Source organism: Roseobacter sp. HKCCD5988 (genome assembly GCF_037830355.1).
In the GTDB taxonomy this organism is placed as follows: Bacteria; Pseudomonadota; Alphaproteobacteria; order Rhodobacterales; family Rhodobacteraceae; genus M30B80.
The window spans coordinates 458,449-480,500 of the sequence record NZ_JBBLYJ010000002.1 but is presented as its reverse complement, the minus strand read 5'-3'; the positions used below and the strand labels follow the sequence as shown (position 1 = coordinate 480,500).

Below are 22,052 nucleotides of genomic sequence, written 5' to 3'. Positions count from 1 at the left end.
TATGAGCACGCCTGATCCAACATTGCGCCCCGATCCGCACCCGCAGGATGATCTGCGCGAAGATCGCGCGTTGCGTCCTGAACTTCTGACCGAGTTTATTGGTCAGGCCGAGGCGCGGGCGAATTTGCGGGTGTTTATCGAAAGCGCGCGCAAACGCGGTGAGGCGATGGATCATGTGCTGTTTCATGGCCCGCCCGGATTGGGCAAGACCACCTTGGCGCAAATTATGGCGCGCGAATTGGGGGTGAATTTTCGCATGACCTCTGGCCCCGTTTTGGCAAAGGCGGGGGATTTGGCCGCGATCCTCACCAATCTTGAGCCGCGTGATGTTTTGTTTATTGACGAAATCCACCGCCTGAACCCCGCAGTGGAAGAGGTGCTCTATCCCGCGATGGAGGATTTTGCATTGGATCTGGTCATAGGTGAGGGGCCTGCCGCGCGATCTGTGCGCATCGAATTGCAGCCCTTTACCTTGATCGGAGCCACCACGCGCTTGGGGCTGTTGACCACGCCCTTGCGGGATCGGTTCGGCATCCCCACGCGTCTGGTGTATTATGACACGCCTGAGTTGGAGCAGATTGTGACCCGTGGTGCGCGCCTGATGGGCGCCCCTGCCGATGAGGAAGGGGCGCGGGAGATCGCCAAGCGCGCTCGCGGCACCCCGCGCATTGCAGGGCGCTTATTGCGCCGCGTGGTCGATTTCGCCGTGGTCGAGGGGGATGGCCGCGTAACAGCGGCGATTGCAGATCGCGCCCTGACACGGCTTGGGGTCGATAAGCTAGGGCTTGACGGGGCAGATCGGCGGTATTTGCGCCTAATTGCGGAGTCTTATGGCGGCGGCCCTGTCGGGATTGAAACGCTTGCAGCCGCCCTTTCCGAAAGCCGCGATGCGCTCGAAGAGGTGGTTGAACCCTATCTCTTGCAACAAGGCCTGATCGCGCGCAGCCCGCGGGGGCGGATGCTGACGCAATCGGCCTTTGCGCATCTGGGGCTGCCCGTTCCTACCCCGCCTGCCCAGACGGGGCTTTTTGAGTGATCAGCCAAATTTCTCGGCCCATGTGGGCAGGGGATCATGTGCTGCAGGGGTGGCCTCATAGACCGCGCGGGCAATCGCGCGGCAAAGGCACAGGGCTGCCGCATTTCCCAAATGCAGCGTATCCATGAGCGGATCGCGAAGGGCGCGCGCGCCCGTTGCAGCGGCAAAGACCAAATCCCCATCCATCGGCGTATGCGCGGGATAAATCGCGCGCGCCATGCCATCATGCGCGGCGGTGGCCATGCGGGTGGCTTGCGCTTGGGTCAAGATGGCATCTGTCGCCACAATCGCGATGGTGGTTGCCCCGTCCCGATGCCCTTTGACCAAGGGGCGTACGGATGGATCGAACGCCCCTGTTCCAAGCCCGCCAAATTCTGCACCCATTTCAAATGGGGCTGCCCAGAATTGCGGGCCATCGCCCATAGTCACGCGGCCCAACGCGTTGACAGCGACCAGAGCGCCCACCGTAATCCCGTCAAAGGTGACCGAGGCTGAGCCAAGCCCACCCTTGAGGTCAGCGGTCAGCGCCCCAGTTCCTGCGCCCACTGTCCCAAGGTCAAAATCAGCCGATGCCGCCTCAAACGCCGCACGTCCCAAGGCGGCATAGGGGTTCTGACCCCATGCTTTGTCACCGCCATTGATCAGATCAAAGAGAATTGCGGCGGGCACGATTGGCACCTGTTGATCCCCAACGGCGAAGCCGCGCCCTGCGGCCCGCAAGCCATCCATCACACCTGAGGCCGCATCAAGGCCAAAGGCAGACCCGCCCGAAAGAACCAGCGCATCCACCTCCTGCACCAATCGCTCAGGCGATAAGAGCGCCGTTTCTCGCGTGCCCGGCGCACCGCCCATGATATGCACCCCTGCCACAAAGGGGCGCTCGGCTGTTAGAACAGTGACCCCTGTTTTGATCACGTCATCCTGAGCGTGGCCGACATGGAGGCCCGCGACATCGGTGATTAAGTTCTTTGCGCCTTTCTCAAACATCGCAATCCCCCTAGATGCAGCGCCCGCCATCAACCTCCAAGGCGGCACCTGTGATCATTGACGCCTCATCCGAGCACAAGAAGCAGGCAGCATTGCCCATATCCTCGGGCGTGGAAAAGCGGCCCAAAGGGATGGTTGATAGAAATTTTGCCCGCATTTCGGGCGTGTCCTCGCCCATAAAACTGGACAAAAGCGGGGTTTCCCCCGCCACAGGGCATAGCGCGTTGACGCGGATACCTTGCGGGGCCAGTTCCACCGCCATCGCCTTGGTTGCGGTGATCATCCAACCTTTTGAGGCATTATACCAATTCAGCTTTGGTCGTGGGCTGAGGCCCGCGGTTGAGGCGATATTGAGGATGGCGCCCGCTTGTGCAGCTTTCATATGCGGCACGATTTCGCGGGCCATCAGATAAACAGATTTCGCATTCACCGCGAGGACGCGGTCGAACATCTCCTCGGTGACATCTTCCATCATCTGCGGCAGATGGGTGATGCCCGCATTGTTCACAACAATATCAATACGTCCCCATGCGGAGAGGGCAGATTGGGCGAGGGCGGCCACGCTCTCGCCCTTGGCGACATCGGTTTCATGGGCAAGGCTGCCCGTGGCTTGTGCCATGTCATGGGCTGCAGCACCATTGAGATCGGCAATCATCACCTCGGCCCCTTCGGCGCGGAATTTGCGCACGATCCCTGCGCCAAATCCCGATGCGCCGCCCGTTACAATTGCGGTTTTTCCTGCAAGCCTCATGAAACTGTCCCTTTCTGTGGGGCCGCGTCCAAGCGGGGCGCGGTGTTGAGTAAGTTTTGTGTATAAGGATGTCTGGGGGCAGATAGAATTTGGGGCGCTGGCCCCTGTTCGACAATCACCCCATTTTCCATCACCGCAATAGTGTCGGCCATATGGGCCACAACCGCGAGATCGTGGGTGATGAAAATATACGAAAGCTGCAATTCCTGTTGCAGTGATTTTAGCAAATCCAAAACCCGTGCGCGCACTGAGACATCAAGGGCTGAAACCGCCTCATCAAGCACCACGATATCGGGTCGCGTGATCAGCGCGCGGGCAATGGCAATGCGCTGTCTTTGCCCGCCTGAGAATTGGTGCGGGTATTTTTGCGCATCCTGAGGCGAAAGCCCGACCTGCTCAAGTGCAGTCGCAACGCGAGATGTGACCTCATTAGATGGGACATTTTGCAGATCAAGCGGTTCCGCGATCACGCGCCCCACCCGCCAACGGGGGTCAAAGCTGCCATAGGGGTCTTGAAACACAATCGACAGACGCCGCCGATTTTCAAGCGGCATGTTCGGATGCACCTCTGTGCCGTCTAAGACAATCTTCCCTGATTGCGCGGCCTCTAGCCCCAAAATGGCGCGGGCGAGCGTGGATTTTCCGCATCCAGAGCCCCCTACGATCCCCAAACATTTCCCTCGCTTAAGGGTAAGATTTGCATCACGCACCGCAACGAAGGGTTCAGATTTGCGCAAGCCTAGGCGTTTGGGCGGATAGATGCGACTGACCCCTTCCACGAATAAGAGTGTCTCGCCTGCCACGGGTTGGGGCTCTTTTGGGGTGGGGCGGGCGCCGGATAAGAGCGCCTTGGTGTAAGGGTCGCGCGGGCGGGACAAAAGCCGTTTTGTCTCACCTTTTTCAATGATGCGGCCTTGGTTCATCACCGCCACCTCATCGGCCATCGACGCCACAACGGCCAGATCATGCGTGATCAGCAAAAGCGCCATGCCATCTTCGGCAACGAGGGTTTTCAAAAGCGCTAAAATCCCCTGTTGTGTGGTGACATCAAGCGCGGTTGTTGCCTCGTCCGCGATTAAAATATCGGGCGCTGCCGCGATTGCGGCGGCAATGGCCACGCGCTGCCTTTGCCCGCCAGACAGCTCATGGGGATAACGATCAAGCGCAATCTGCGCCAAGCCAACCCGATCTAAAACGGCGCGGGCCTGCGCCATTGCGGCCCGCCGATTGGGACTGATGCGATGCACCATAAGGGTTTCGGCAACCTGTGCGCCGATTTGCAGAACGGGGTTCAGCGCGGTCATGGGTTCTTGGAAAATCATCCCAATCCTTCGACCGCGCAACTGGCACATTTTTCGATCTGACAGGCCCAAGAGACTGTCAGTGCCATTGAGAAGAACCGAACCCTGCGCGCTGCATCCTTGGGGCAATAGGCCCATAATCGCCAGCGCCGTCATCGATTTGCCTGATCCAGATTCCCCAACCAAGGCCGTGATCCGATGCGCGGCGAGCGTCAATGACAGATCAGAAACCAATGCACCCACGTCATGGGTGATTGTCAGGTTCTTCAGTTCAAGGCGGGGCGAAGCGGTCATTTCAGGGCGCGCTCCAGTCTTGGGTCAAGGTGATCGCGCAGCCCATCCCCCGCCAAGTTCAAGCCAAGAACCAAGGCCATGATGCAGGCCCCGGGAAGAATGGCCAGCATCGGATGGGTGTAGATCATGGTTTGCGCCTCGGCCAACATGCGGCCCCAACTGGGGGTTGGCGGTTGTGCCCCAAGCCCGACATAGGAGAGCGCGGCCTCAGCCAGAATCCCTAGGCTGAATTGGATCGTGGCCTGCACGATGATCAGATTCAGAATATTGGGCAAGATATGTTCAAGGCTGATCCGAAACTTGGATTTTCCCGCCACACGCGCGGCAAGGATGTAATCCAATGTCCAAAGTGGCAGCGCCCCTGCACGTGTCACGCGGGCAAAGACGGGGATATTGAAAATACCAATTGCAAGGATCGCGTTAAACGCCGAGGGGCCGTAGGTTGCAGTGATCAGAATGGCGATCACCAGCGCGGGAAAGGCAAAGATCAGATCATTGCCCCGCATAATCAGTTCATCGCCAAAGCGCCCATGCTGTGCTGCCGCCAGCAGACCCAAAGGCACGCCAATGCTTGCCCCAATGCCAATGGCCGCCACCGCCACCGCAATAGAGGTTTGCGCGCCCACCATCAGCAAAGATAGGACATCGCGCCCGAATTGATCCGTGCCAAGCAGATAGGTGGCGCTTGGCCCTTGCAGGCGATTGGCAATCGCAAGGCTTGTGACCTCATGGGGCACCCAGAGGAGGCTAAGGGTGGCGAGGGAAAGGAAAAACAGGCTAATCGCACCGCCAAGGATTAAGGATCGCTGCACCTTCATCTGCGCAGCCTAGGGTCAAGGGCCGCATAGGCCAGATCAACCAAAAAGGTCACGAGGATCACGGCGAACACAAGCAGCATGGTGACCGACTCGACCACGATTAAATCGCGTTGGGTGATGCCCTGAAAGATCAGGCGACCAAGCCCAGGAAGAAAGAAAACATTTTCGATGATAATGGCGCCCGCAAGCAGAAACGAGAATTGAAGGCCTAAAATCGTCATCACGGGAATGCCTGCATTGCGCAAGGCATGACGCCATAGGGTTTGCCTGCGGCTGAGGCCCTTGGCGCGGGCGGTGCGGATATAGTCTTGCTCTAATGTCTCTAAGAGGGCTGAACGCAAAACCCGCGCCAAAATTGCCGCCTGCGGCAGGGCCAAGGCGAAGGCGGGCAGCGTGAGCGAGGCGAGCCCCGCCCCAAAGCTGTCCCATCCCGCAAATCCGCCCGCCGACACCCATTGTAATTGTATCGCGAACAGCAGCACCAACAGCATCGCAAACCAGAAATTGGGAATTGCGATGCCGATTTGCGCGGCCGCCATAACCCCAAGATCGGGCCATGCGCCGCGCTTGGCCGCGGCCAACACCCCCACGGGGATTGCGAGGGCCGTTGACAGGATCAGCGCGTAAATGGCCAAGGGCAGTGAAACGGCAAGCCTATCTTGGATCAACTCGGCCACGGGCACGCGATAGGTGTAGGATAGGCCAAAATCTCCCTGCACCATGCCCCCGACCCATGCCAGATATCGGGGCAGAAGCCCCCCATCGAGGCCCAGTTCCGCCCGTAGGTTTGCAACCGCCTCGTCTGTGGCGTTTAGGCCAAGCATGAAACTGGCAGGATCACCAGGGATCACCTCAATGAGGCAAAAGATAACCACGCTTGCCACGGCAAGGCTAAGGATCATCGCAAGCGCCCGATTGAGAAAATAGCTCAACATGGCAAAACCTTAGACCGAAGGCGTGCTAGGCCGCTAGAGGGGACTTGCGCGACTCAAGGCTTTCGCGGCAGATAGTGCCACGAGGTTGGGGACGATGGCGTCGTCCTATGGCAGACCTTAACCGCCCTGAACGCCGGGGTCTTCTGTCAAAGGAGGGTCGGCGATGCAGCGACCTGAATTCTTCCGTTTCCACAATGGCGAAAAAGCCATTCTTCCGTTTTCTCAAGCTGAGTATGACGCCCGTCTGATGGGGCTGCGCGCAATTATGGATGCGCAAGGCCTAGATGCGGTTGTCCTCAGTTCGATGCATAATATCGCCTATTATTCGGGTTTTCTCTACTGTGCCTTTGGCCGCCCCTATGCGTTGGTTGTGACCGCATCTGAGGCGGTCGTGATCTCTGCGGGTATTGATGCGGGGCAGCCATGGCGGCGCTGTGCCTGTGATGGGATCACCTATACCGATTGGCAGCGCAACAATTACTGGCGCGCCGTGGCCCATGTGGCGGGGCAGGGCAAGGCAGTTGGTTACGAAGCCGATCATCTCGTCTTGAGCCAATTTGCGCTTCTCAATGAGTTCTTGGCGCCAAAATCCACCGCCGATGTCGCGGCCGCCACGATGCGCCAGCGCATGGTGAAATCTGTCGCTGAGCGCGAGTTGATCCGCGCAGGCGCGCAAGTTGCCGATGTGGGCGGTTATGCCATTCGGGACGCCGTGAAGGCGGGGGTGCGTGAGATTGATGTCGCCATGGCGGGGCGTGATGCGATGGAGCTGGAAATCGCCAAACGCTTTCCCGATGCCGAATATCGGGACACTTGGGTATGGTTCCAATCGGGGCTTAACACCGATGGCGCGCATAACCCTGTCACGGGGCGGGTTTTGCAGCGCGGCGATATCCTGAGCCTCAATACCTTCCCAATGATCTCGGGCTATTACACCGCGCTTGAGCGCACGATGTTTGTGGGCGAAGTGGATGCGGCAAGCCTTGGTTATTGGCAGGCGAATATCGAGGCGCACGAATTGGGTATGAGCCGGATGAAGCCCGGTGTCAGCTGTGCTGAGATCACCCATGCGATCAATGATTTCTTCGCGGAACGCGATTTGCTGCAATATCGCAGTTTTGGCTATGGCCATTCATTTGGGGTGTTGAGCCATTATTACGGCCGCGAAGCAGGTCTTGAGCTGCGCGAGGATATCGACACTGTTCTCGAAGAAGGCATGGTGATTTCCATGGAGCCGATGCTGACAATCCCCGAGGGAATGGCAGGCGCGGGGGGCTATCGCGAACATGATATTTTGATCATCACCAAGGATGGGGCCGAGGATATTACGGGCTATCCATACGGCCCTGCCGAAAACGTGGTGGGGTAATTTATCGGAAGGGGCGGTCAAGTGACCGCCCCGTTCCGTTAAAGTTTCTGCTTCAACCTTGCCCCCTGCATAGCATAAGCTGACATCAGGCTTGCGGAACGCACGGGGATCTATGGCACGCAAAGGCATCATTTTGGCGGGTGGCACGGCGCCTGCGCGCGCCAAATCGGTGACCCCATCGGCGCGGGGAGAGTTGGAGATCACCTCGCTTTTGCAAAGCTATCTTGACGATGGGCAGTTGGATGTTTGCCAAATGGGGCGTGGGTATGCGTGGCTTGACACAGGCACTCATGCCAGTCTGCTCGAGGCTTCGGAATTCGTCTATACATTGCAAAAACGTCAAGGTTTGCAGACAGGCAGCTCCGATGAGATCGCCTATCACAAAGGTTGGATTTCGGTGGCCGATCTTGCCGCGCGGGCCCAGTTGTTTGGCAAGAATGAATATGGGCAATATTTGCAGGCATTCATCAAAGGGGGTTGACCTTCCAGTAACTGGAACCCTTATCTGAAGGGGGAAATACCCCAACTGACTGATAAGTGACCCTTTAGAATGCTAGACCACCAAGCGCAGCGCGTGATCCCTTTGACTGTTGAGAACCTCTCTTGTGGGGGCTGTGCTGCGCGGGCGGAAAAGGCGCTTGCGGCCTTGCCGCATGTTCGTTCTGCTCAGGTCAATTTGACCACCAAAACCGCCCGAGTGACAGCCACGCCAGAGTTTGATCTGTCGGCGATGGATGCAGCGATGCGCAAGGCGGGGTATCGCGTTGCGCTTGACCCTGCGCAGACCAATCACTGGCGTTTTGCCGTGGAAAATCTCAGTTGCGGGGGCTGTGCCTCCCGCGCTGAAAAAGCCTTAAATGCCCATCCCGCCGTGATCAAAGCCGAAGTCAATCTGGCCATGAAAGAGGCCTATGTCACCGCGACCCCCGATTTGGCCCTTTCCAATTTAACCGATGTGATGCGCCAAGCAGGCTATCCAATCCTGCCTGCGCCCGCCGCGGCAGAGGTGCAGCCCGAGAGCGGCGCAGAGGATGAAGGGCACCTGCTGAAGCGACAGTTGATCTTGGCGGCGCTCCTAACCTTGCCTGTCTTTATCATGGAGATGGGCGGGCATCTTATCCCCGCATTTCATCACTGGCAGGTTGCGATCTTTGGGGAATTTACAACCCGTCTGGTGCAATTCGCCCTGACCACCTTGGTCTTATTTGGCCCAGGTGCGGTGTTTTTCCGCCTAGGGGTGCCTGCATTGCTGCGCGGCGCGCCAGAGATGAATTCCTTGGTTGCGTTGGGGGCCACGGCGGCGTGGGCCTTTTCCACTGTGGTCACATTCGCACCAGACTTAATCCCAGAAGCCAGCCGTTTCATTTATTTCGAGGCCGCTGCGGTCATCGTCACCTTGATCCTCTTGGGACGTTTTTTGGAATTTCGCGCGCGCGGTCAGGCGGGCGCAGCTATTCGCAGCCTCATGGAACTGCGCCCTGACACCGCCACCCTCTTGCAAGATGGGGCCGAGCGCCAGGTGGCAGCGTCTGAACTGCGGATCGGGGATCTGATCCGCGTCAAGCCAGGTGACAAAATTGCCACCGATGGCATCGTGACCGAGGGCGAGGCCTTGGTTGAAGAAAGCATGATCACAGGCGAGCCTGTTCCAGTGACGAAATCTGTGGGTGATAGTGTTGTGGGCGGCACGATGAACCGCGCGGGCAGCGCCATTTACCGCGTGACTGCAACAGGTGGGCAAACGGTTCTCGCGCAGATCGTGGATATGGTCACAAAGGCGCAGATGACGCGCCTGCCCATCCAATCTTTGATAAATCGCGTTGCGGCGGTTTTTGTGCCTGTCGTGATCGCTGTGGCGTTTGTAACCACGGCGCTTTGGTGGATCTTTGGCCCATCCCCCGTACAGGCTATGGTGATTGGCGTGTCTGTTCTCATTATTGCCTGCCCCTGCGCCATGGGTCTGGCGACACCTGTTTCTGTTATGGCAGGAACGGGGCGCGCTGCGGAATTGGGGGTGCATTTCCGTGAGGGACGCGCACTGCAAGATTTGCGGCAGGCCGACATTGTGGCCTTTGACAAAACAGGCACCCTCAGCACGGGCGCGCCTGCGCTTGTGGCGTGTTACAACGCGCAGAACGAAGATCGCCTGATTGCCTTGGCTGCAAGTGTTGAGCGCGGATCAGAACATCCCTTCGCCCAAGCAATTGTGGCCGAGGCCGAGGCGCGTGGGCTGACCATCGCGGCGATGCAAGGGTTCCAGAACAGCATCGGTGGTGGCGTCCGCGCGACTGTCGGGGGCGCAGAGATCGCCCTAGGCACAGAGGCCTATTTGGCAGAGTTGGGTGTCAGTGTCCCAGACATTCCCCCTCAGGGCGCAAGCCTGATCCACTTGGCACAGGATGGTGCCTATGCCGGCAGTCTGGCCTTTCGTGACCCTGCTAAGAAAGATGCCCGCGACACGATTGACGCGTTGAAAAACATGGGTCTGAAGATCGCGCTTCTTTCAGGTGATGCTGCGCCTGCGGTTGATGAGCTTGCCGCAGAATTGGACATCACAGAAGCCCATGCTCGCCTCAAGCCCGAAGATAAATTGGCACTTGTGGCGGCGTGGCAAAAGGCGGGGCAGCGCGTTGTTTTTGTCGGTGATGGGATCAATGACGCCCCTGTTTTGGCGCAGGCAGATGTGGGCATCGCGCTTGGCAGTGGCACCGATATCGCGATGCAGGCGGCAGATGTGGTTCTGGTGTCTGGCGCGCCATGGGGTGTTGTGGATGCCATGACCCTGTCGCGGGCCACTTTGCGTAATATTTGGCAGAATCTATTTTGGGCTTTTGGCTATAATGTGGCGTTGATCCCTGTCGCAGCAGGGGCATTGGCCCTGATCGGAGGGCCGCTTTTGAACCCGATGTTGGCGGCGGGCGCGATGGCGGCAAGCTCGGTCTTTGTGGTGATGAACGCGCTACGCCTGCGTCATGTGGGGGGGCATTGATGAATATATCGCAAACGGCCATGGCCACGGGCCTGCCCGCCAAAACCATCCGCTATTACGAGGAAATTGGTTTGATTGCGCCTGCGCGCGGTGAAAACGGATACCGCAGTTTTTCGCAACAAGATGTGCATAAGCTGGGCTTTCTTGGGCGCGCTCGTGAATTGGGGTTTTCCATCGAGGAGTGCCGCGCGCTTTTGGCCCTTTACGAGGATCGCGGGCGCGCAAGCGCCGATGTGAAAGAGATCGCGCAACAACATTTGCAGGATATTGATGCGAAAATGGCCAAATTGGCCGCGATGCGGGCGACCTTGGCCGATCTTGTGTCGCGCTGTTCGGGGGATCACCGCCCCGATTGTCCAATCTTGGAGGATCTTGCGATTGAGCCAAGCGGGCGGGTGGATTGAAAAACTGCGCGGGCGCTTCGATTTTGAGGTTGACGCTTGCCCCCGCTTGTCCTACTTCCGCGATGCTTCTGGCGGAGTAGCTCAGTTGGTTAGAGCAGCGGAATCATAATCCGCGTGTCGGGGGTTCAAGTCCCTCCTCCGCTACCAAGCCTTTCCTTGCACATTTTGCACTGTGATTGACGCAGCAGCGGCGCTCGTGCGCCGCCGCGTTCATCTTAGCCCAATTCCGCCAAACGCGCGAAGGCGGTTTTAATCTTGGCTTCTTCTTCCTCACGGGCCGCAAGGTTTTCGCGGGCCTCCGCGACCACATCTTCGGGGGCGCTTGCCACGAATTTGGGGTTGTTCACGCGGCCCTTCAGCCCGCCGATTTCTTTGGCTAACTTATCCAGCAGCTTTTGCAAGCGCGCCTTTTCCTCGGCCACATCAATCAGATTAGCCACGGGCAGGCCGAACGTGCCGCCCTCAACCGCAACTGTGACCGCCCCTTTGGGCATGGTCTGGGTATGGGTCAGCTCCGAGATGCGGGCAAGCCGTTCGATCATCGCTGCGTTATTGTCCCACGCGGCCTGACCGCGCGCATCGAGATCAAGCTGAAGCAATTGCACCTTAAGCCCCACAGGCACATGCATTTGCGCGCGCACGGAGCGGATTTCTTCGATCAGCGAAATCACCCAAGTCATCTCGCGTGCGGCCTCGGCATCGACCAGTTCCGCGCCATAGTCGGGCCAATCTGTATGCACCAGCATCTTGGGGCGATCTGCAATCTCGCCCCACAGGTCTTCGGTGATGAAGGGCATTGTGGGGTGCAAAAGGATCAGACATTGGTCGATCACCCATGCCATGGTCGCGCGGGTTTCGGCGATGACAGCCGCGTCATCAGAGGCAAAAAGCGGCTTGGCGAATTCGACATACCAATCGCATACCTTGCCCCAGACAAAGGCATAAAGCCCGTTTGCCGCATCGTTGAACCGATATTGCGACAGCGCCTCGTCATGGGCCAAACGCGCCTGCGCGGTTTCGCCGATAATCCATTTGTTTACAGTTTGACTGACCGATTTTGGATCAAACCCTGCAAGAGGTTTGCAATCGCTCATTTCCGCAAACCGCGCGGCGTTCCACAGTTTCGTGCCGAAATTGCGATAGCCTGCGATGCGGTCTTTCGACAGTTTCAAATCGCGCCCCATCGCGGCCATGGAGGTCAGCGTAAAGCGCAGCGCATCCGCGCCAAATTCGTCAATCAATTCGAGGGGATCAAGCACGTTGCCGATGGATTTCGACATCTTGCGCCCCTTTTCATCGCGCACCAGCGCGTGGACGTAAACGTCACGGAAGGGGATATCATCGACCACAGCCAATTGCATCATCATCATCCGCGCAACCCAGAAGAAGATGATGTCAAAGCCCGACACAAGCGTTGAGGTCGGGAAATAGCGTTCCAATTCTGGTGTCTTTTCAGGCCAGCCAAGCGTGCCAATGGGCCAAAGGCCAGAGGAGAACCAAGTGTCGAGAACATCGGGGTCGCGGGTCAGGGATTTGTCGCCTGCCATCGCCTGCGCTTCCGCCTCTGTTGGGGCGCAATACATTCCGCCTTCGTCATCATACCACACAGGAATCTGATGCCCCCACCAGAGTTGCCGCGAGATCGTCCATGGCTCGATATTCTCAAGCCAGTGGAAATAAACCTTGCGGTGTTGTTCGGGCATGATCCGCGTGCGGCCCGTGCGAACGGCCTCTAGCGCGGGTTCCACGATTTTGGCGGTGTCAACAAACCATTGGTCGGTCAGCATCGGTTCGATCACGACCTTTGAGCGATCCCCGAAGGGCTGCGTGATGGTCTTTTCTTCGACCAAAGGCACCAAGGCATCAGCGCCCTCTGCATCCGCTTTCAGCGCGGCTTTGCCAAGGCGGGGGTCATCGGCGCGTGTCATCACGGCCAGACCTTCGGCGGTGATTTCGGCCACAACCGCATCACGGGCGGCGTAACGCTCCATCCCGCGCAGATGGTCGGGAACAAGGTTCAGCGCGTCCACTTCGGCCTCGGTCAGGGTCTTGTCCCCATTGGCCACTTCTTGCGCAATCTTCGCGGCCTCGGCATAGGCTGCGCCTTCGGCGCGCAGATGCGCGCGTGTGTCCATCAGGCGATAGCAGGGGATATTGCCCCGCTTGGCCACGGCGTAATCGTTGAAATCATGCGCGCCCGTGATCTTGACCGCGCCCGAGCCGAAATTGGGGTCAGGATATTCATCCGTGATGATCGGGATCAGGCGGCGATGTTCCTTTGGCCCGACAGGAATTTCGCAGAGCATCCCCACGATGGGCTTGTAGCGTTCGTCATCGGGATGGACGGCCACCGCTCCATCGCCAAGCATGGTTTCAGGCCGTGTGGTGGCAATCGAGATATAATCGCGCGTCTCGCGCAAGGTGACGTTTCCGTCCTCATCCTTCTCGACATATTCATAGGTGGCCCCACCCGCGAGCGGATATTTGAAGTGCCACATATGGCCTGTCTGGTCGATATTCTCGACCTCAAGATCGGAAATCGCAGTCTCGAAATGCGGGTCCCAGTTCACCAACCGCTTGCCGCGATAGATGTAGCCTTTGTTATACATATCGACAAAGACCTTGATCACCGCATCATGGAAATTGCCCTCTTCGCCTGCGGGCGCATTGGGTGCGCCTGACATGGTGAAGGCCTCGCGTGACCAGTCGCAAGAGGCGCCAAGGCGCTTGAGCTGTTCGATGATCGTGCCGCCAGATTTCTTTTTCCACGCCCAAACATGGGAGAGGAATTCCTCGCGGCTCATATCGCGGCGCGCTTTGCCCTCCTTGGCCAATTCGCGCTCGACCACCATTTGCGTGGCGATGCCCGCGTGATCGGTGCCCGGTTGCCACAGCGTGTCAAAGCCGCGCATCCGATGCCACCGCACAAGCACATCTTGCAGCGTGTTGTTGAACGCATGGCCCACATGCAGCACGCCCGTCACATTGGGGGGTGGGATCATGATGCTAAACGCCTCAGAACCTGCTTTGGCATTGGCCCCTGCCTTAAAGCATTCCCCTGCTTCCCATTTCGCTGAAATCCGCGCTTCGGCTGATTTTGCGTCGAATGTCTTTTCCATTTGATCTGCCTTCGGGCTGCATCTGCGTGTGGGTTCTCAGTGCCTCCCTTACCCAATGGGGCGGGTGAGGCCAAGGGGCAAGGGGGCGCTTCTCTACGGGAAATCGTGAGAAAGCGGCGGGCAAGACTGGACAGATCGATCTGGCCCGCTACTGTGCGACATAAGCGAAGGCGCGTTTCGCAGGTCAGCGCCATGCCAGTAGGAGGGATCATGAAAAAGTTTGGATCAAGCCAATCGGTGAAACGCCTTGAAGATGCTCGTCTTTTGACGGGGCAGGGGCGCTATATTGATGATATTGCGCCAAAGGATGCCTTGGTGGGGTTCGTGCTGCGCAGCCCTGTTGCACATGGGACTATCACCACCCTTGATCTTGATGCCGCGCGTGCCGCGGATGGGGTGCATCTGGTCATCACGGGCGCTGATATCGAGGCGGCGGGGTATCTGAATGCGATGCGCTATGTCACCGTGAAAAACGGCGATGGCAGCGATGCGGCTGCCCCGCCCCGCCCCGTCCTGACCACCTCGCGGGTGCGGTTCGTGGGCGAGGCCGTGGCCTTTATCGTGGCAGATAGCCTTGCGCAGGCGCGCGATGCGGCTGAACTGATCGAATTGGATATTGATGATCTGCCCGTGAAATTAGATCTTTCTGCAGGCGGCGCGGCGCTGCATGACGAAGCGCCCGATAACGTGGCCTATAATTGGGAACATGGCGATGAGGCGGTTGTCAAAACTGCGATGGCAAAGGCTAAACATCGTGTCAGTCTGCGCATCGAAGACAACCGGATCATCGTTAATTCAATCGAGCCGCGTGGGTGCTTCGCGGAACCGCAGGGTGAGCGTATCCATCTGGGCGTAAATGGTCAGGGGGTCTGGGGCACCAAAGGTGATCTATCCAAATTCTTTGGCATTGATCCTTCGCACGTCCGTGTGACCACGCCCGATGTAGGTGGCGGGTTCGGGATGAAGACCATGGGCTATCCCGAATATTTCCTAACCGCGATGGCCGCCCGCCATCTGGGCCGCCCTGTGCGGTGGATGTCCGATCGCACCGAGGCCATGTTGGCCGATAACGCGGGCCGCGATTTGGTCACAGTGAGTGAGCTTGGCTTTGACGAGAATTATCGCCTCGTGGCCTATCATTTGGACAGTTGGTCAAATCTTGGGGCCTATGTCTCGCAATATGGGCAGCTGATCCAATCAAACCTATTCGCCCGCGTTTTGACGGGCACCTATGACATTCAAAATGTGTTTTTCCGCAACCGTGCGGTATTTACCAACACCGCGCAGGTCGATGCCTATCGTGGGGCGGGGCGCCCTGAGGCGATTTTCTGCCTTGAGCGCAGCATGGATCACGCTGCCCGCGTCTTGGGGGTGGATCCCGCCGAATTGCGCAGGCGCAATTTCATTCGCCCCGATCAGATGCCCTATCGCACTGCAACGGGGGAGCTATACGATGTGGGCGAGTTTGGGGCGCTTTTGGATCGTGCTTTGGAAAAAGCGGATCTGTCGGGCTTTGACGCACGCCGTGCGGCCAGCGCCGCCAAGGGCAAACTGCGCGGCGCGGGGATTTGTTACTATATCGAGTCAATTCTAGGCGACCCCGATGAGCGGGCCAAGATCGAACTCACTGATGCCGGCGCGCGCGTTTATGTCGGGACGCAATCAAACGGGCAAGGCCACGAAACGGTCTATCCGCAGCTTGTCCATGATCAAACGGGCCTTCCGCTTGAGGCGATTGAGATCGTGCAGGGTGATAGTGATTTGATCGAAATGGGTGGCGGCACGGGTGGATCGCGCTCGGTCACTGTGCAGGGCATGGCGCTGCGCGCCGCAGGTGATAGCCTCATCGGTGGCTTGCGCGATTTCATGGCGGATCATCTCGATGCGGATGATGTCAATTTCGATGCCGATGAAGGTGTCTTCCGTGCGCCTGGCTCAAATGTGGTGGTTACGCTCCTAGAGGCTGCAGAGGCCGCGCGCGGTGCGGGCCGTGCTGATCTGTGTGTGGTGCAGGAATATGTCAAACTGCCCGGGCGTTCCTATCCCAATGGGTGCCATATTGCTGAGGTCGAGATTGACCCCGAAACGGGTGTGATGGCCGTGGATCGCTACACTGTGGTAGATGATTTCGGAAATATGATGAACCCAATGCTGGCCGAGGGCCAAGTGCATGGTGGCGTTGCGCAGGGGATTGGTCAGGCGGTTTGCGAGCGCGTGGTTTATGACGCAGATGGTCAGCTGTTGACAGCAACCTTCATGGATTACGCGATGCCGCGTGCCGATAATATGCCCTTTATCGGCTTCTCCATTCGCCCTGTTCCTTCAACCGCGAACCCATTGGGGATGAAAGGCTGCGGCGAGGCAGGCACAGTGGGTGCGTTGGCGGCAGTTTCGAATGCGGTCAATGATGCGCTTGCGGATATGGGGGCCAAGGTTGAGATGCCCTTTACCCCCGCCCGCCTGTGGGAGGCCATCGAAGCCACACGCGCGATTGCGGCAGAATAGGGTTATGTCCCGCGTGGTTTGGCCCGCAGGGTTGGGTCAGCCGCGCGTGGATCTTCGGGCCAAGGGTGGCGGGGATATTGCGCACGCATATCCTTGCGCACATCCGCATAAGAGCCTTCCCAAAATTGCGGCAGATCTTGCGTCACCTGAATAGGGCGCTGCGCAGGAGAGAGCAGCGTGAATTTAATGGGCAAGCGATCTGGCCCTATGCGCGGATGCTCGGTCACGCCAAAGACCTCTTGGATGCGCAGTGCAATGCCGGGTTGGGCATCTCCGTAGTCAATCGCGACTTGCCGCCCCAAGGGGGTTGTCCAATGCGCAGGTGCAAGACGATCAAGCTCGGCCAAGGCCTCATATCCCACCAACAGCTTTAGCCCCTCGCTTGGATCGAACCGCCCCAGATCATCCGCAGTGCGCGCTGTGCCGAGGAAGGGCAAAGCCCAATCTTCAAGCCGTGCCAAAAGCGCCTCATAGCTGACATCAGTCAAGCCCGCGAATGCAATGCGCGCCCGCAGAAATGTTGCGCCGCGTGTCCACCCTAACGCGTTTAGGCCAAGGTCGCGAATACCCGCGCAGAGGGCTTTTGTAACCTCCTCGGGGTTTGGCTTGGGGTCATGCCTCTCGTCTAGGATGAGTGCGCCAAAGCGTTCTTGCAGCTTGGTTTCAACGCGCCGCAGGCGCGGGTTCCAGTCGCAAATCTTCTGCCATGCAATTTGATCGCCATAGATGTCGCGCAACTCGGCTTCGGTCAGGGCAAGCGCGCCCCTGATCCGGGCTTCGCGCGGGTTGCCATCAAGGTCACTGGCAACAATCAAGCGCGCGCCTGCCAATTCATCGCCTGCGTCAAAGATGGCACCTTTTCCACCTGACAGAATGTATCGCGGGGCATCTCCCTTGCGGCGCATCCCGATACGGTCGGGATAGGCCAAAGCCAGATATTGGGCGTCACTTAACGCGCGACCTGTGGCCAAGGGTTTGAGGCGCGCCATTTCCTGACGGATACGCGCAAGGGGAGGGGATTTTCCTGCAGGGCCATCCAAAAGGCGCAGACGCAGCTTCAGATCACTTTGCGAAGTTTGCCCCTGCAGGGGGTCACGCTCGCCCAAAAGGGCCGCAATTCGGGCGGCGCGCGCATCCCCAGACAACAGCATATGCGCGAGACGCGGGTGCAAGGGCATTGCAGCCATCGCGCGCCCGTGAGCCGTGATCCGCCCTTCGGCGTCCAAACCCCCAAGCCCCTGCAACAAGGCCCGCGCCTCGGCCAGAGCGCCCAGAGGGGGCTGTGTGAGAAAAGCCAAGCCATCCGCGCTGCCCCAAAGGGCCAATTCCAATGCCAAACCTGTCAAATCGGCGGCCTCGATTTCGGCGGGGGGGAAAGCGGGTAGCGCGCCTTCGCTGCCCTTCGTCCAATTTCGATAACAAATGCCTGCCGAGACACGACCCGCGCGGCCACGGCGTTGATCCGCCTCGGCGCGGCTGACGGGTTCGGTTACAAGCCGTGTCATGCCTGAGGCTGGGTCAAACCGCGCGCGCCTTGCGCGGCCACTGTCGATGACCACGGATATATCCGCAATGGTCAGTGAGGTTTCTGCGATGGATGTGGCAAGCACCAATTTTCGCGCACCATCTGCCTCGGGGGTAATGGCCGCGCGCTGTGCGGCCAAGGGCATTGCCCCATAAAGTTGATGCAGGCGAATATCGCGGGGTAAATCAAGCAGGGCTGCGGTGCGCGCAATCTCGCCTTGACCCGGCAAAAAGGCCAAGATGCCCCCCTCCGTTTTGTGCAGGGCCTGCAGGATCAGATCGGCCATCGCGCGCTCAAGCCGCGTCTCCTTGGGTAGGGGGGCGGGCAGATGATGTGTCACCACCTCAAAGGCTTGGCCCGCTGATGTGACAACGGGCGCGTCATCAAGGAGTGCCGCCACGGGGGCCGCATCCAATGTGGCCGACATGACCAAGATCTTTAGATCTGGCCTAAGCGCGCCGCGTAATTCCCAACTCAAGGCAAGCCCAAGATCAGCATTGAGCGACCGCTCGTGGAATTCATCAAAGATGATCGCGCCAATTTCAGGCAGGTCAGGCGCGTCTTGGATCATGCGGGTGAGGATGCCTTCGGTCACAACCTCAATCCGCGTCGCAGGGTTTGTTTTGCTGTCGCCGCGCATGCGGTAGCCGATGGTCTGCCCCACCCCCTCGCCCAAGGTTTGCGCCATGCGTTCGGCGGCGGCACGCGCGGCCAAACGGCGGGGTTCAAGCATGAGGATACGACCCTGCACCGCCCCCGCCTCAAGCAGGGCAAGGGGCACACGCGTGGTTTTGCCCGCGCCAGGCGGGGCCTGCAAAACGGCGCGGCCTGCGCGCGCAAGGGCGGCGATCAGCTCGGGCAGGATATCATCAATCGGCAGGCGCATGGGGCGGCAAAAGTCTTTCGGGGTGGACGTAGCTTGGCCGAACAGGCAGAAAAGCCCTTGTAAGGTCAAGGAGTAATCAGCCCCGATGACGGCAGAATTGGATATTCTCGATCTCAAGGATCGGATTTTGGCGGGTGAACGCCGTGCGCTTGCCCGTGCCGTGACCTTGGTCGAAAGCAGCCGCGCTGATCATCGTGCGCAGGCGGCCGCACTTTTGGACGCGCTGCGCGGCCATGGGCGTGAGGCGCTGCGCATCGGCCTCTCGGGCACGCCCGGTGTAGGGAAATCCACCTTTATCGAGGCCTTTGGGATGATGCTGACCGATGCAGGGCTGCGCGTGGCGGTTTTGGCGGTTGATCCAAGCTCTGCGCGCTCAGGCGGGTCAATCTTGGGCGATAAGACGCGGATGGAGCAGCTCTCGCGCGTGCCTTCGGCCTTTATCCGCCCCTCCCCCAGCCAGGCAAGCCTCGGCGGTGTGGCGCGCCGCACCCGCGCGGCGGTGTCGCTGTGCGAGGCGGCGGCGTTTGATGTGGTCTTGATCGAGACAGTGGGTGTGGGCCAATCCGAAACGATGGTGGCCGAGATGTGCGATCTTTTCGTGCTGCTTTTGGCGCCCGCGGGCGGGGATGAATTGCAAGGGGTCAAGCGCGGGATCATGGAAATCGCCGATCTGATCTTGGTGAACAAGGCTGATGGTGATTTGCGCGCCACCGCCACGCGCACAGTTGCCGATTACGCAGGCGCGCTGCGGCTGTTGCGCAAACGCCCGCAAGACCCCGAAGGGTTCCCCAAGGCACTGGCCGTTTCTGCCGCGGAAGGGGCAGGGATTGAGACAGCATGGGCCGAGATGCAGAACTTGGCGCAGTGGCGAAGGGAGGCGGGCATCTGGGAAGAAACCCGCGCCACGCAAGCGGCTCATTGGTTCGAGACAGAATTGCGTGAGGGGTTATTGGCGCGGCTGCGCGAGGATCAAACGATCCGCGCCGCCATCGAGACCCGCGTGCGTGATGTGGCAGAGGGCAAAATCAGCCCCGATGCGGCGGCGGCGGAGATTTTGGGAAAAATGGCCCCTTAGGCCGTTTTCCGCATGAGCGCGCCTTTGGCGATCAACAAAAGCCAAGGCAGGCCGTGCATCACTGATCCAAGAAACTCCGCAGCTTCCTGCTCCGCGAGGGGTGCTTCAGCTTCCGCAGGGCTTTCGCCTCGATCTGCCTGATCCGCTCGCGGGTCACGGAAAACTGCTGTCCCACTTCCTCAAGCGTATGGTCGGTATTCATCCCGATGCCGAAGCGCATCCGCAGCACGCGTTCCTCACGCGGCGTGAGCGAGGCCAGAACGCGGGTCGTGGTTTCCTTCAAATTTTCCTGAATGGCGCTGTCCAACGGTAGCACGGCGTTCTTGTCTTCGATGAAATCGCCAAGCTGGCTGTCTTCTTCATCGCCAATCGGGGTTTCCAAGGAAATAGGTTCCTTGGCGATTTTCATGACCTTGCGCACTTTCTCAAGCGGCATTTGCAGCTTTTCGGCCAATTCCTCGGGCGTGGGTTCGCGGCCGATTTCGTGCAACATCTGACGGCCTGTGCGCACCAGTTTGTTGATCGTTTCAATCATATGCACAGGGATACGGATCGTGCGAGCCTGATCCGCAATCGAACGCGTGATCGCCTGCCTGATCCACCATGTCGCATAGGTCGAGAATTTATAGCCGCGGCGATATTCGAATTTATCCACCGCCTTCATCAGGCCGATATTGCCCTCTTGAATCAAATCCAAGAATTGCAGGCCGCGATTGGTATATTTCTTGGCGATGGAGATCACGAGGCGCAAATTCGCCTCGACCATTTCTTTCTTCGCCTGACGCGCTTCTTTCTCGCCCTTTTGAACTTGGTTCACGATGCGGCGGAATTCGCTGATATCAAGGCCGACATATTGGCCAACTTGGGCCATATCAGCGCGCAAGTCTTCGACCTTATCGCGGGAGCGTTCCATCAGGGCTTGCCACCCACGGCCAGGTTTTTCGGACATGCGATCCACCCATGTGGGGTCAAGTTCATAGCCGCGATAGGCCTCGATGAATTCATGGCGATTGATACGGGCCTGATCGGCCAGTTTCACCATGGCGCTATCGATCGACATGATGCGGCGGTTGATGCCGTAAAGCTGGTCAATCAGCGCCTCGATACGGTTGTTGTGCAGGTGCAGTTCATTCACCAATTCCACAATCTCGCCGCGCAGTTTTTGATAGGTGGCCTCATCGCCCGAATCAAAGCTAGAATCTTCATTCAGCGTGGCCGAGATACGCTTGTCCTGCATTTCGGCCAGATAGATGTAATCATTGGCGATACGATCTAGGGTTTCCAAAACGCGTGGCTTAAGCGCGGCCTCCATCGCGGCCAAGCTCATATTGGCTTGATCGTCCTCGTCCTCGTCATCATCGCGGGCGATTGGGTTCCCATCCGCGTCCAATTCTGGATCGTCACTCTGGTTCGATGCAGCACTGCCGCTGTCGCGGTTGTCGCCATCCAAACCACCAACCACGGGCGCTTCATCATCTTCTTCACCGATTGAGCGGCCAAATGTGGCGTCTAGGTCAATCACATCGCGCAGAAGAATATCTTCTTCTAGCAATTCGTCCCGCCAGATGGTGATCGCCTGAAAGGTCAGGGGGCTTTCACAAAGCCCTGCGATCATGGTGTTGCGGCCCGCTTCAATGCGCTTGGCAATCGCAATTTCACCTTCACGCGAGAGCAACTCAACGCTGCCCATTTCGCGCAGATACATCCGCACAGGGTCATCTGTGCGATCCAGTTTTTCGGTCTCGCTGCTGGCCAAGGCCACTTCGCGCGAGGTGGAGGTTTCCACCAACTCACCGCCTGAGGATTTGTTTTCCTCGTCCTCGACTTCATCATCTTCGATGATATTCACGCCCATCTCAGACAGCATCGACATGACATCTTCGATCTGTTCAGAGGAGACCTGTTCAGGCGGCAAGACAGCGTTCAATTGATCATAGGTGATAAAGCCACGCGCGCGGGCCTCGGCGATCATTTTTTTGACGGCAGCTTGGCTCATATCTAGACCGATTTCGGTCTCTTCGCCTTCGGGTTTGCCGTCATCGCTGTCTTTGGCCATCG

At 58.7% G+C, this 22,052-nt stretch carries 14 protein-coding genes, 1 tRNA gene and 1 pseudogene; 8 read left to right on the top strand and 8 right to left on the bottom strand.

All coding sequences use genetic code 11. From position 1 onward, the window contains the following. Position 1: 1 nt before the first annotated feature. Positions 2-1,036, top strand: a complete 1,035-nt coding sequence (gene ruvB / locus AAC636_RS10435) for a Holliday junction branch migration DNA helicase RuvB (protein ID WP_317655609.1) — start codon at positions 2-4, stop codon at positions 1,034-1,036. On the opposite strand, the gene AAC636_RS10430 is transcribed toward ruvB, so the two are convergent. Genes AAC636_RS10430 through AAC636_RS10410 form a run of 5 tightly spaced genes read right to left on the bottom strand, consistent with a single transcriptional unit; the run spans position 1,037 to position 6,122 of the window. Continuing rightward, on the bottom strand, positions 1,037-2,023 hold the full coding sequence (locus AAC636_RS10430) for a P1 family peptidase (RefSeq protein WP_340301459.1): 987 nt from the start codon (positions 2,021-2,023) through the stop codon (positions 1,037-1,039). Positions 2,024-2,033: 10 nt separating this feature from the next. After that, positions 2,034-2,774: an SDR family oxidoreductase gene (locus AAC636_RS10425; protein ID WP_340301458.1), complete on the bottom strand. Its 741-nt coding sequence runs from the start codon at positions 2,772-2,774 to the stop codon at positions 2,034-2,036. After that, the gene (locus AAC636_RS10420; RefSeq protein ID WP_340301457.1) at positions 2,771-4,369 is read right to left on the bottom strand and encodes an ABC transporter ATP-binding protein; all 1,599 of its coding nucleotides are present in this window, start codon (positions 4,367-4,369) and stop codon (positions 2,771-2,773) included. Before AAC636_RS10420 ends, AAC636_RS10425 begins: the two co-directional genes overlap by 4 nt. Next, entirely contained in the window at positions 4,366-5,187 is an 822-nt protein-coding gene (locus AAC636_RS10415; RefSeq protein WP_340301456.1) for an ABC transporter permease, read from the bottom strand. Before AAC636_RS10415 ends, AAC636_RS10420 begins: the two co-directional genes overlap by 4 nt. After that, on the bottom strand, positions 5,184-6,122 hold the full coding sequence (locus AAC636_RS10410; protein ID WP_340301455.1) for an ABC transporter permease: 939 nt from the start codon (positions 6,120-6,122) through the stop codon (positions 5,184-5,186). The genes AAC636_RS10415 and AAC636_RS10410 overlap by 4 nt, the downstream gene beginning before the upstream one ends. Positions 6,123-6,285: 163 nt before the next feature. On the opposite strand from AAC636_RS10410, the gene AAC636_RS10405 reads away from it, so the two are divergent. The 5 genes and pseudogenes from AAC636_RS10405 to AAC636_RS10385 all read left to right on the top strand — a co-directional run bounded on the left by AAC636_RS10405 (position 6,286) and on the right by AAC636_RS10385 (position 11,031). Beyond that, positions 6,286-7,491: an aminopeptidase P family protein gene (locus AAC636_RS10405; protein ID WP_340301454.1), complete on the top strand. Its 1,206-nt coding sequence runs from the start codon at positions 6,286-6,288 to the stop codon at positions 7,489-7,491. A gap of 139 nt (positions 7,492-7,630) precedes the next feature. Beyond that, a pseudogene (locus AAC636_RS10400) lies at positions 7,631-7,972 on the top strand (sugar phosphate nucleotidyltransferase); the annotation flags it as partial. A gap of 69 nt (positions 7,973-8,041) precedes the next feature. Next, positions 8,042-10,480, top strand: coding sequence for a heavy metal translocating P-type ATPase (locus AAC636_RS10395; protein WP_340301453.1), 2,439 nt, complete (start codon positions 8,042-8,044; stop codon positions 10,478-10,480). Continuing rightward, positions 10,480-10,884, top strand: coding sequence for a Cu(I)-responsive transcriptional regulator (cueR, locus tag AAC636_RS10390; protein ID WP_317655599.1), 405 nt, complete (start codon positions 10,480-10,482; stop codon positions 10,882-10,884). The genes AAC636_RS10395 and cueR overlap by 1 nt, the downstream gene beginning before the upstream one ends. Positions 10,885-10,954: 70 nt before the next feature. Then, positions 10,955-11,031 (top strand) — tRNA-Met (locus AAC636_RS10385). A gap of 68 nt (positions 11,032-11,099) precedes the next feature. Here AAC636_RS10385 and AAC636_RS10380 read toward each other — a convergent pair. After that, complete coding sequence (locus AAC636_RS10380) at positions 11,100-14,003, bottom strand: valine--tRNA ligase (protein ID WP_340301452.1); 2,904 nt, start codon at positions 14,001-14,003, stop codon at positions 11,100-11,102. A 210-nt stretch (positions 14,004-14,213) separates the two neighbouring features. Here AAC636_RS10380 and AAC636_RS10375 point away from each other — a divergent pair, with 210 nt between their 5' ends. Continuing rightward, a complete protein-coding gene (locus tag AAC636_RS10375; protein WP_340301451.1) occupies positions 14,214-16,508 on the top strand; it encodes a xanthine dehydrogenase family protein molybdopterin-binding subunit in 2,295 nt (764 codons plus the stop codon). Between the two features lie 2 nt (positions 16,509-16,510). On the opposite strand, the gene hrpB is transcribed toward AAC636_RS10375, so the two are convergent. Then, the gene (gene hrpB / locus AAC636_RS10370) at positions 16,511-18,919 is read right to left on the bottom strand and encodes an ATP-dependent helicase HrpB (protein WP_340301450.1); all 2,409 of its coding nucleotides are present in this window, start codon (positions 18,917-18,919) and stop codon (positions 16,511-16,513) included. Between the two features lie 85 nt (positions 18,920-19,004). Between hrpB and meaB the strand changes: the two genes are divergently transcribed. Continuing rightward, complete coding sequence (gene meaB, locus AAC636_RS10365) at positions 19,005-19,994, top strand: methylmalonyl Co-A mutase-associated GTPase MeaB (RefSeq protein ID WP_445322563.1); 990 nt, start codon at positions 19,005-19,007, stop codon at positions 19,992-19,994. A 58-nt stretch (positions 19,995-20,052) separates the two neighbouring features. Here meaB and rpoD read toward each other — a convergent pair whose 3' ends face one another. Next, entirely contained in the window at positions 20,053-22,050 is a 1,998-nt protein-coding gene (gene rpoD, locus AAC636_RS10360) for an RNA polymerase sigma factor RpoD (RefSeq protein WP_340301449.1), read from the bottom strand. Positions 22,051-22,052 lie beyond the last annotated feature (2 nt).

Coding starts and splice junctions, on each gene's coding strand:
- ruvB (WP_317655609.1), top strand. CDS start 2: ATGAGCACGCCTGATCCAACATTGCGCCCCGATCCGCACCCGCAGGAT.
- AAC636_RS10395 (WP_340301453.1), top strand. CDS start 8,042: ATGCTAGACCACCAAGCGCAGCGCGTGATCCCTTTGACTGTTGAGAAC.
- cueR (WP_317655599.1), top strand. CDS start 10,480: ATGAATATATCGCAAACGGCCATGGCCACGGGCCTGCCCGCCAAAACC.
- AAC636_RS10380 (WP_340301452.1), bottom strand. CDS start 14,003: ATGGAAAAGACATTCGACGCAAAATCAGCCGAAGCGCGGATTTCAGCG.
- AAC636_RS10430 (WP_340301459.1), bottom strand. CDS start 2,023: ATGTTTGAGAAAGGCGCAAAGAACTTAATCACCGATGTCGCGGGCCTC.
- AAC636_RS10405 (WP_340301454.1), top strand. CDS start 6,286: ATGCAGCGACCTGAATTCTTCCGTTTCCACAATGGCGAAAAAGCCATT.
- AAC636_RS10375 (WP_340301451.1), top strand. CDS start 14,214: ATGAAAAAGTTTGGATCAAGCCAATCGGTGAAACGCCTTGAAGATGCT.
- AAC636_RS10425 (WP_340301458.1), bottom strand. CDS start 2,774: ATGAGGCTTGCAGGAAAAACCGCAATTGTAACGGGCGGCGCATCGGGA.
- AAC636_RS10420 (WP_340301457.1), bottom strand. CDS start 4,369: ATGACCGCTTCGCCCCGCCTTGAACTGAAGAACCTGACAATCACCCAT.
- AAC636_RS10415 (WP_340301456.1), bottom strand. CDS start 5,187: ATGAAGGTGCAGCGATCCTTAATCCTTGGCGGTGCGATTAGCCTGTTT.
- meaB (WP_445322563.1), top strand. CDS start 19,005: ATGACGGCAGAATTGGATATTCTCGATCTCAAGGATCGGATTTTGGCG.
- hrpB (WP_340301450.1), bottom strand. CDS start 18,919: ATGCGCCTGCCGATTGATGATATCCTGCCCGAGCTGATCGCCGCCCTT.
- rpoD (WP_340301449.1), bottom strand. CDS start 22,050: ATGGCCAAAGACAGCGATGACGGCAAACCCGAAGGCGAAGAGACCGAA.
- AAC636_RS10410 (WP_340301455.1), bottom strand. CDS start 6,122: ATGTTGAGCTATTTTCTCAATCGGGCGCTTGCGATGATCCTTAGCCTT.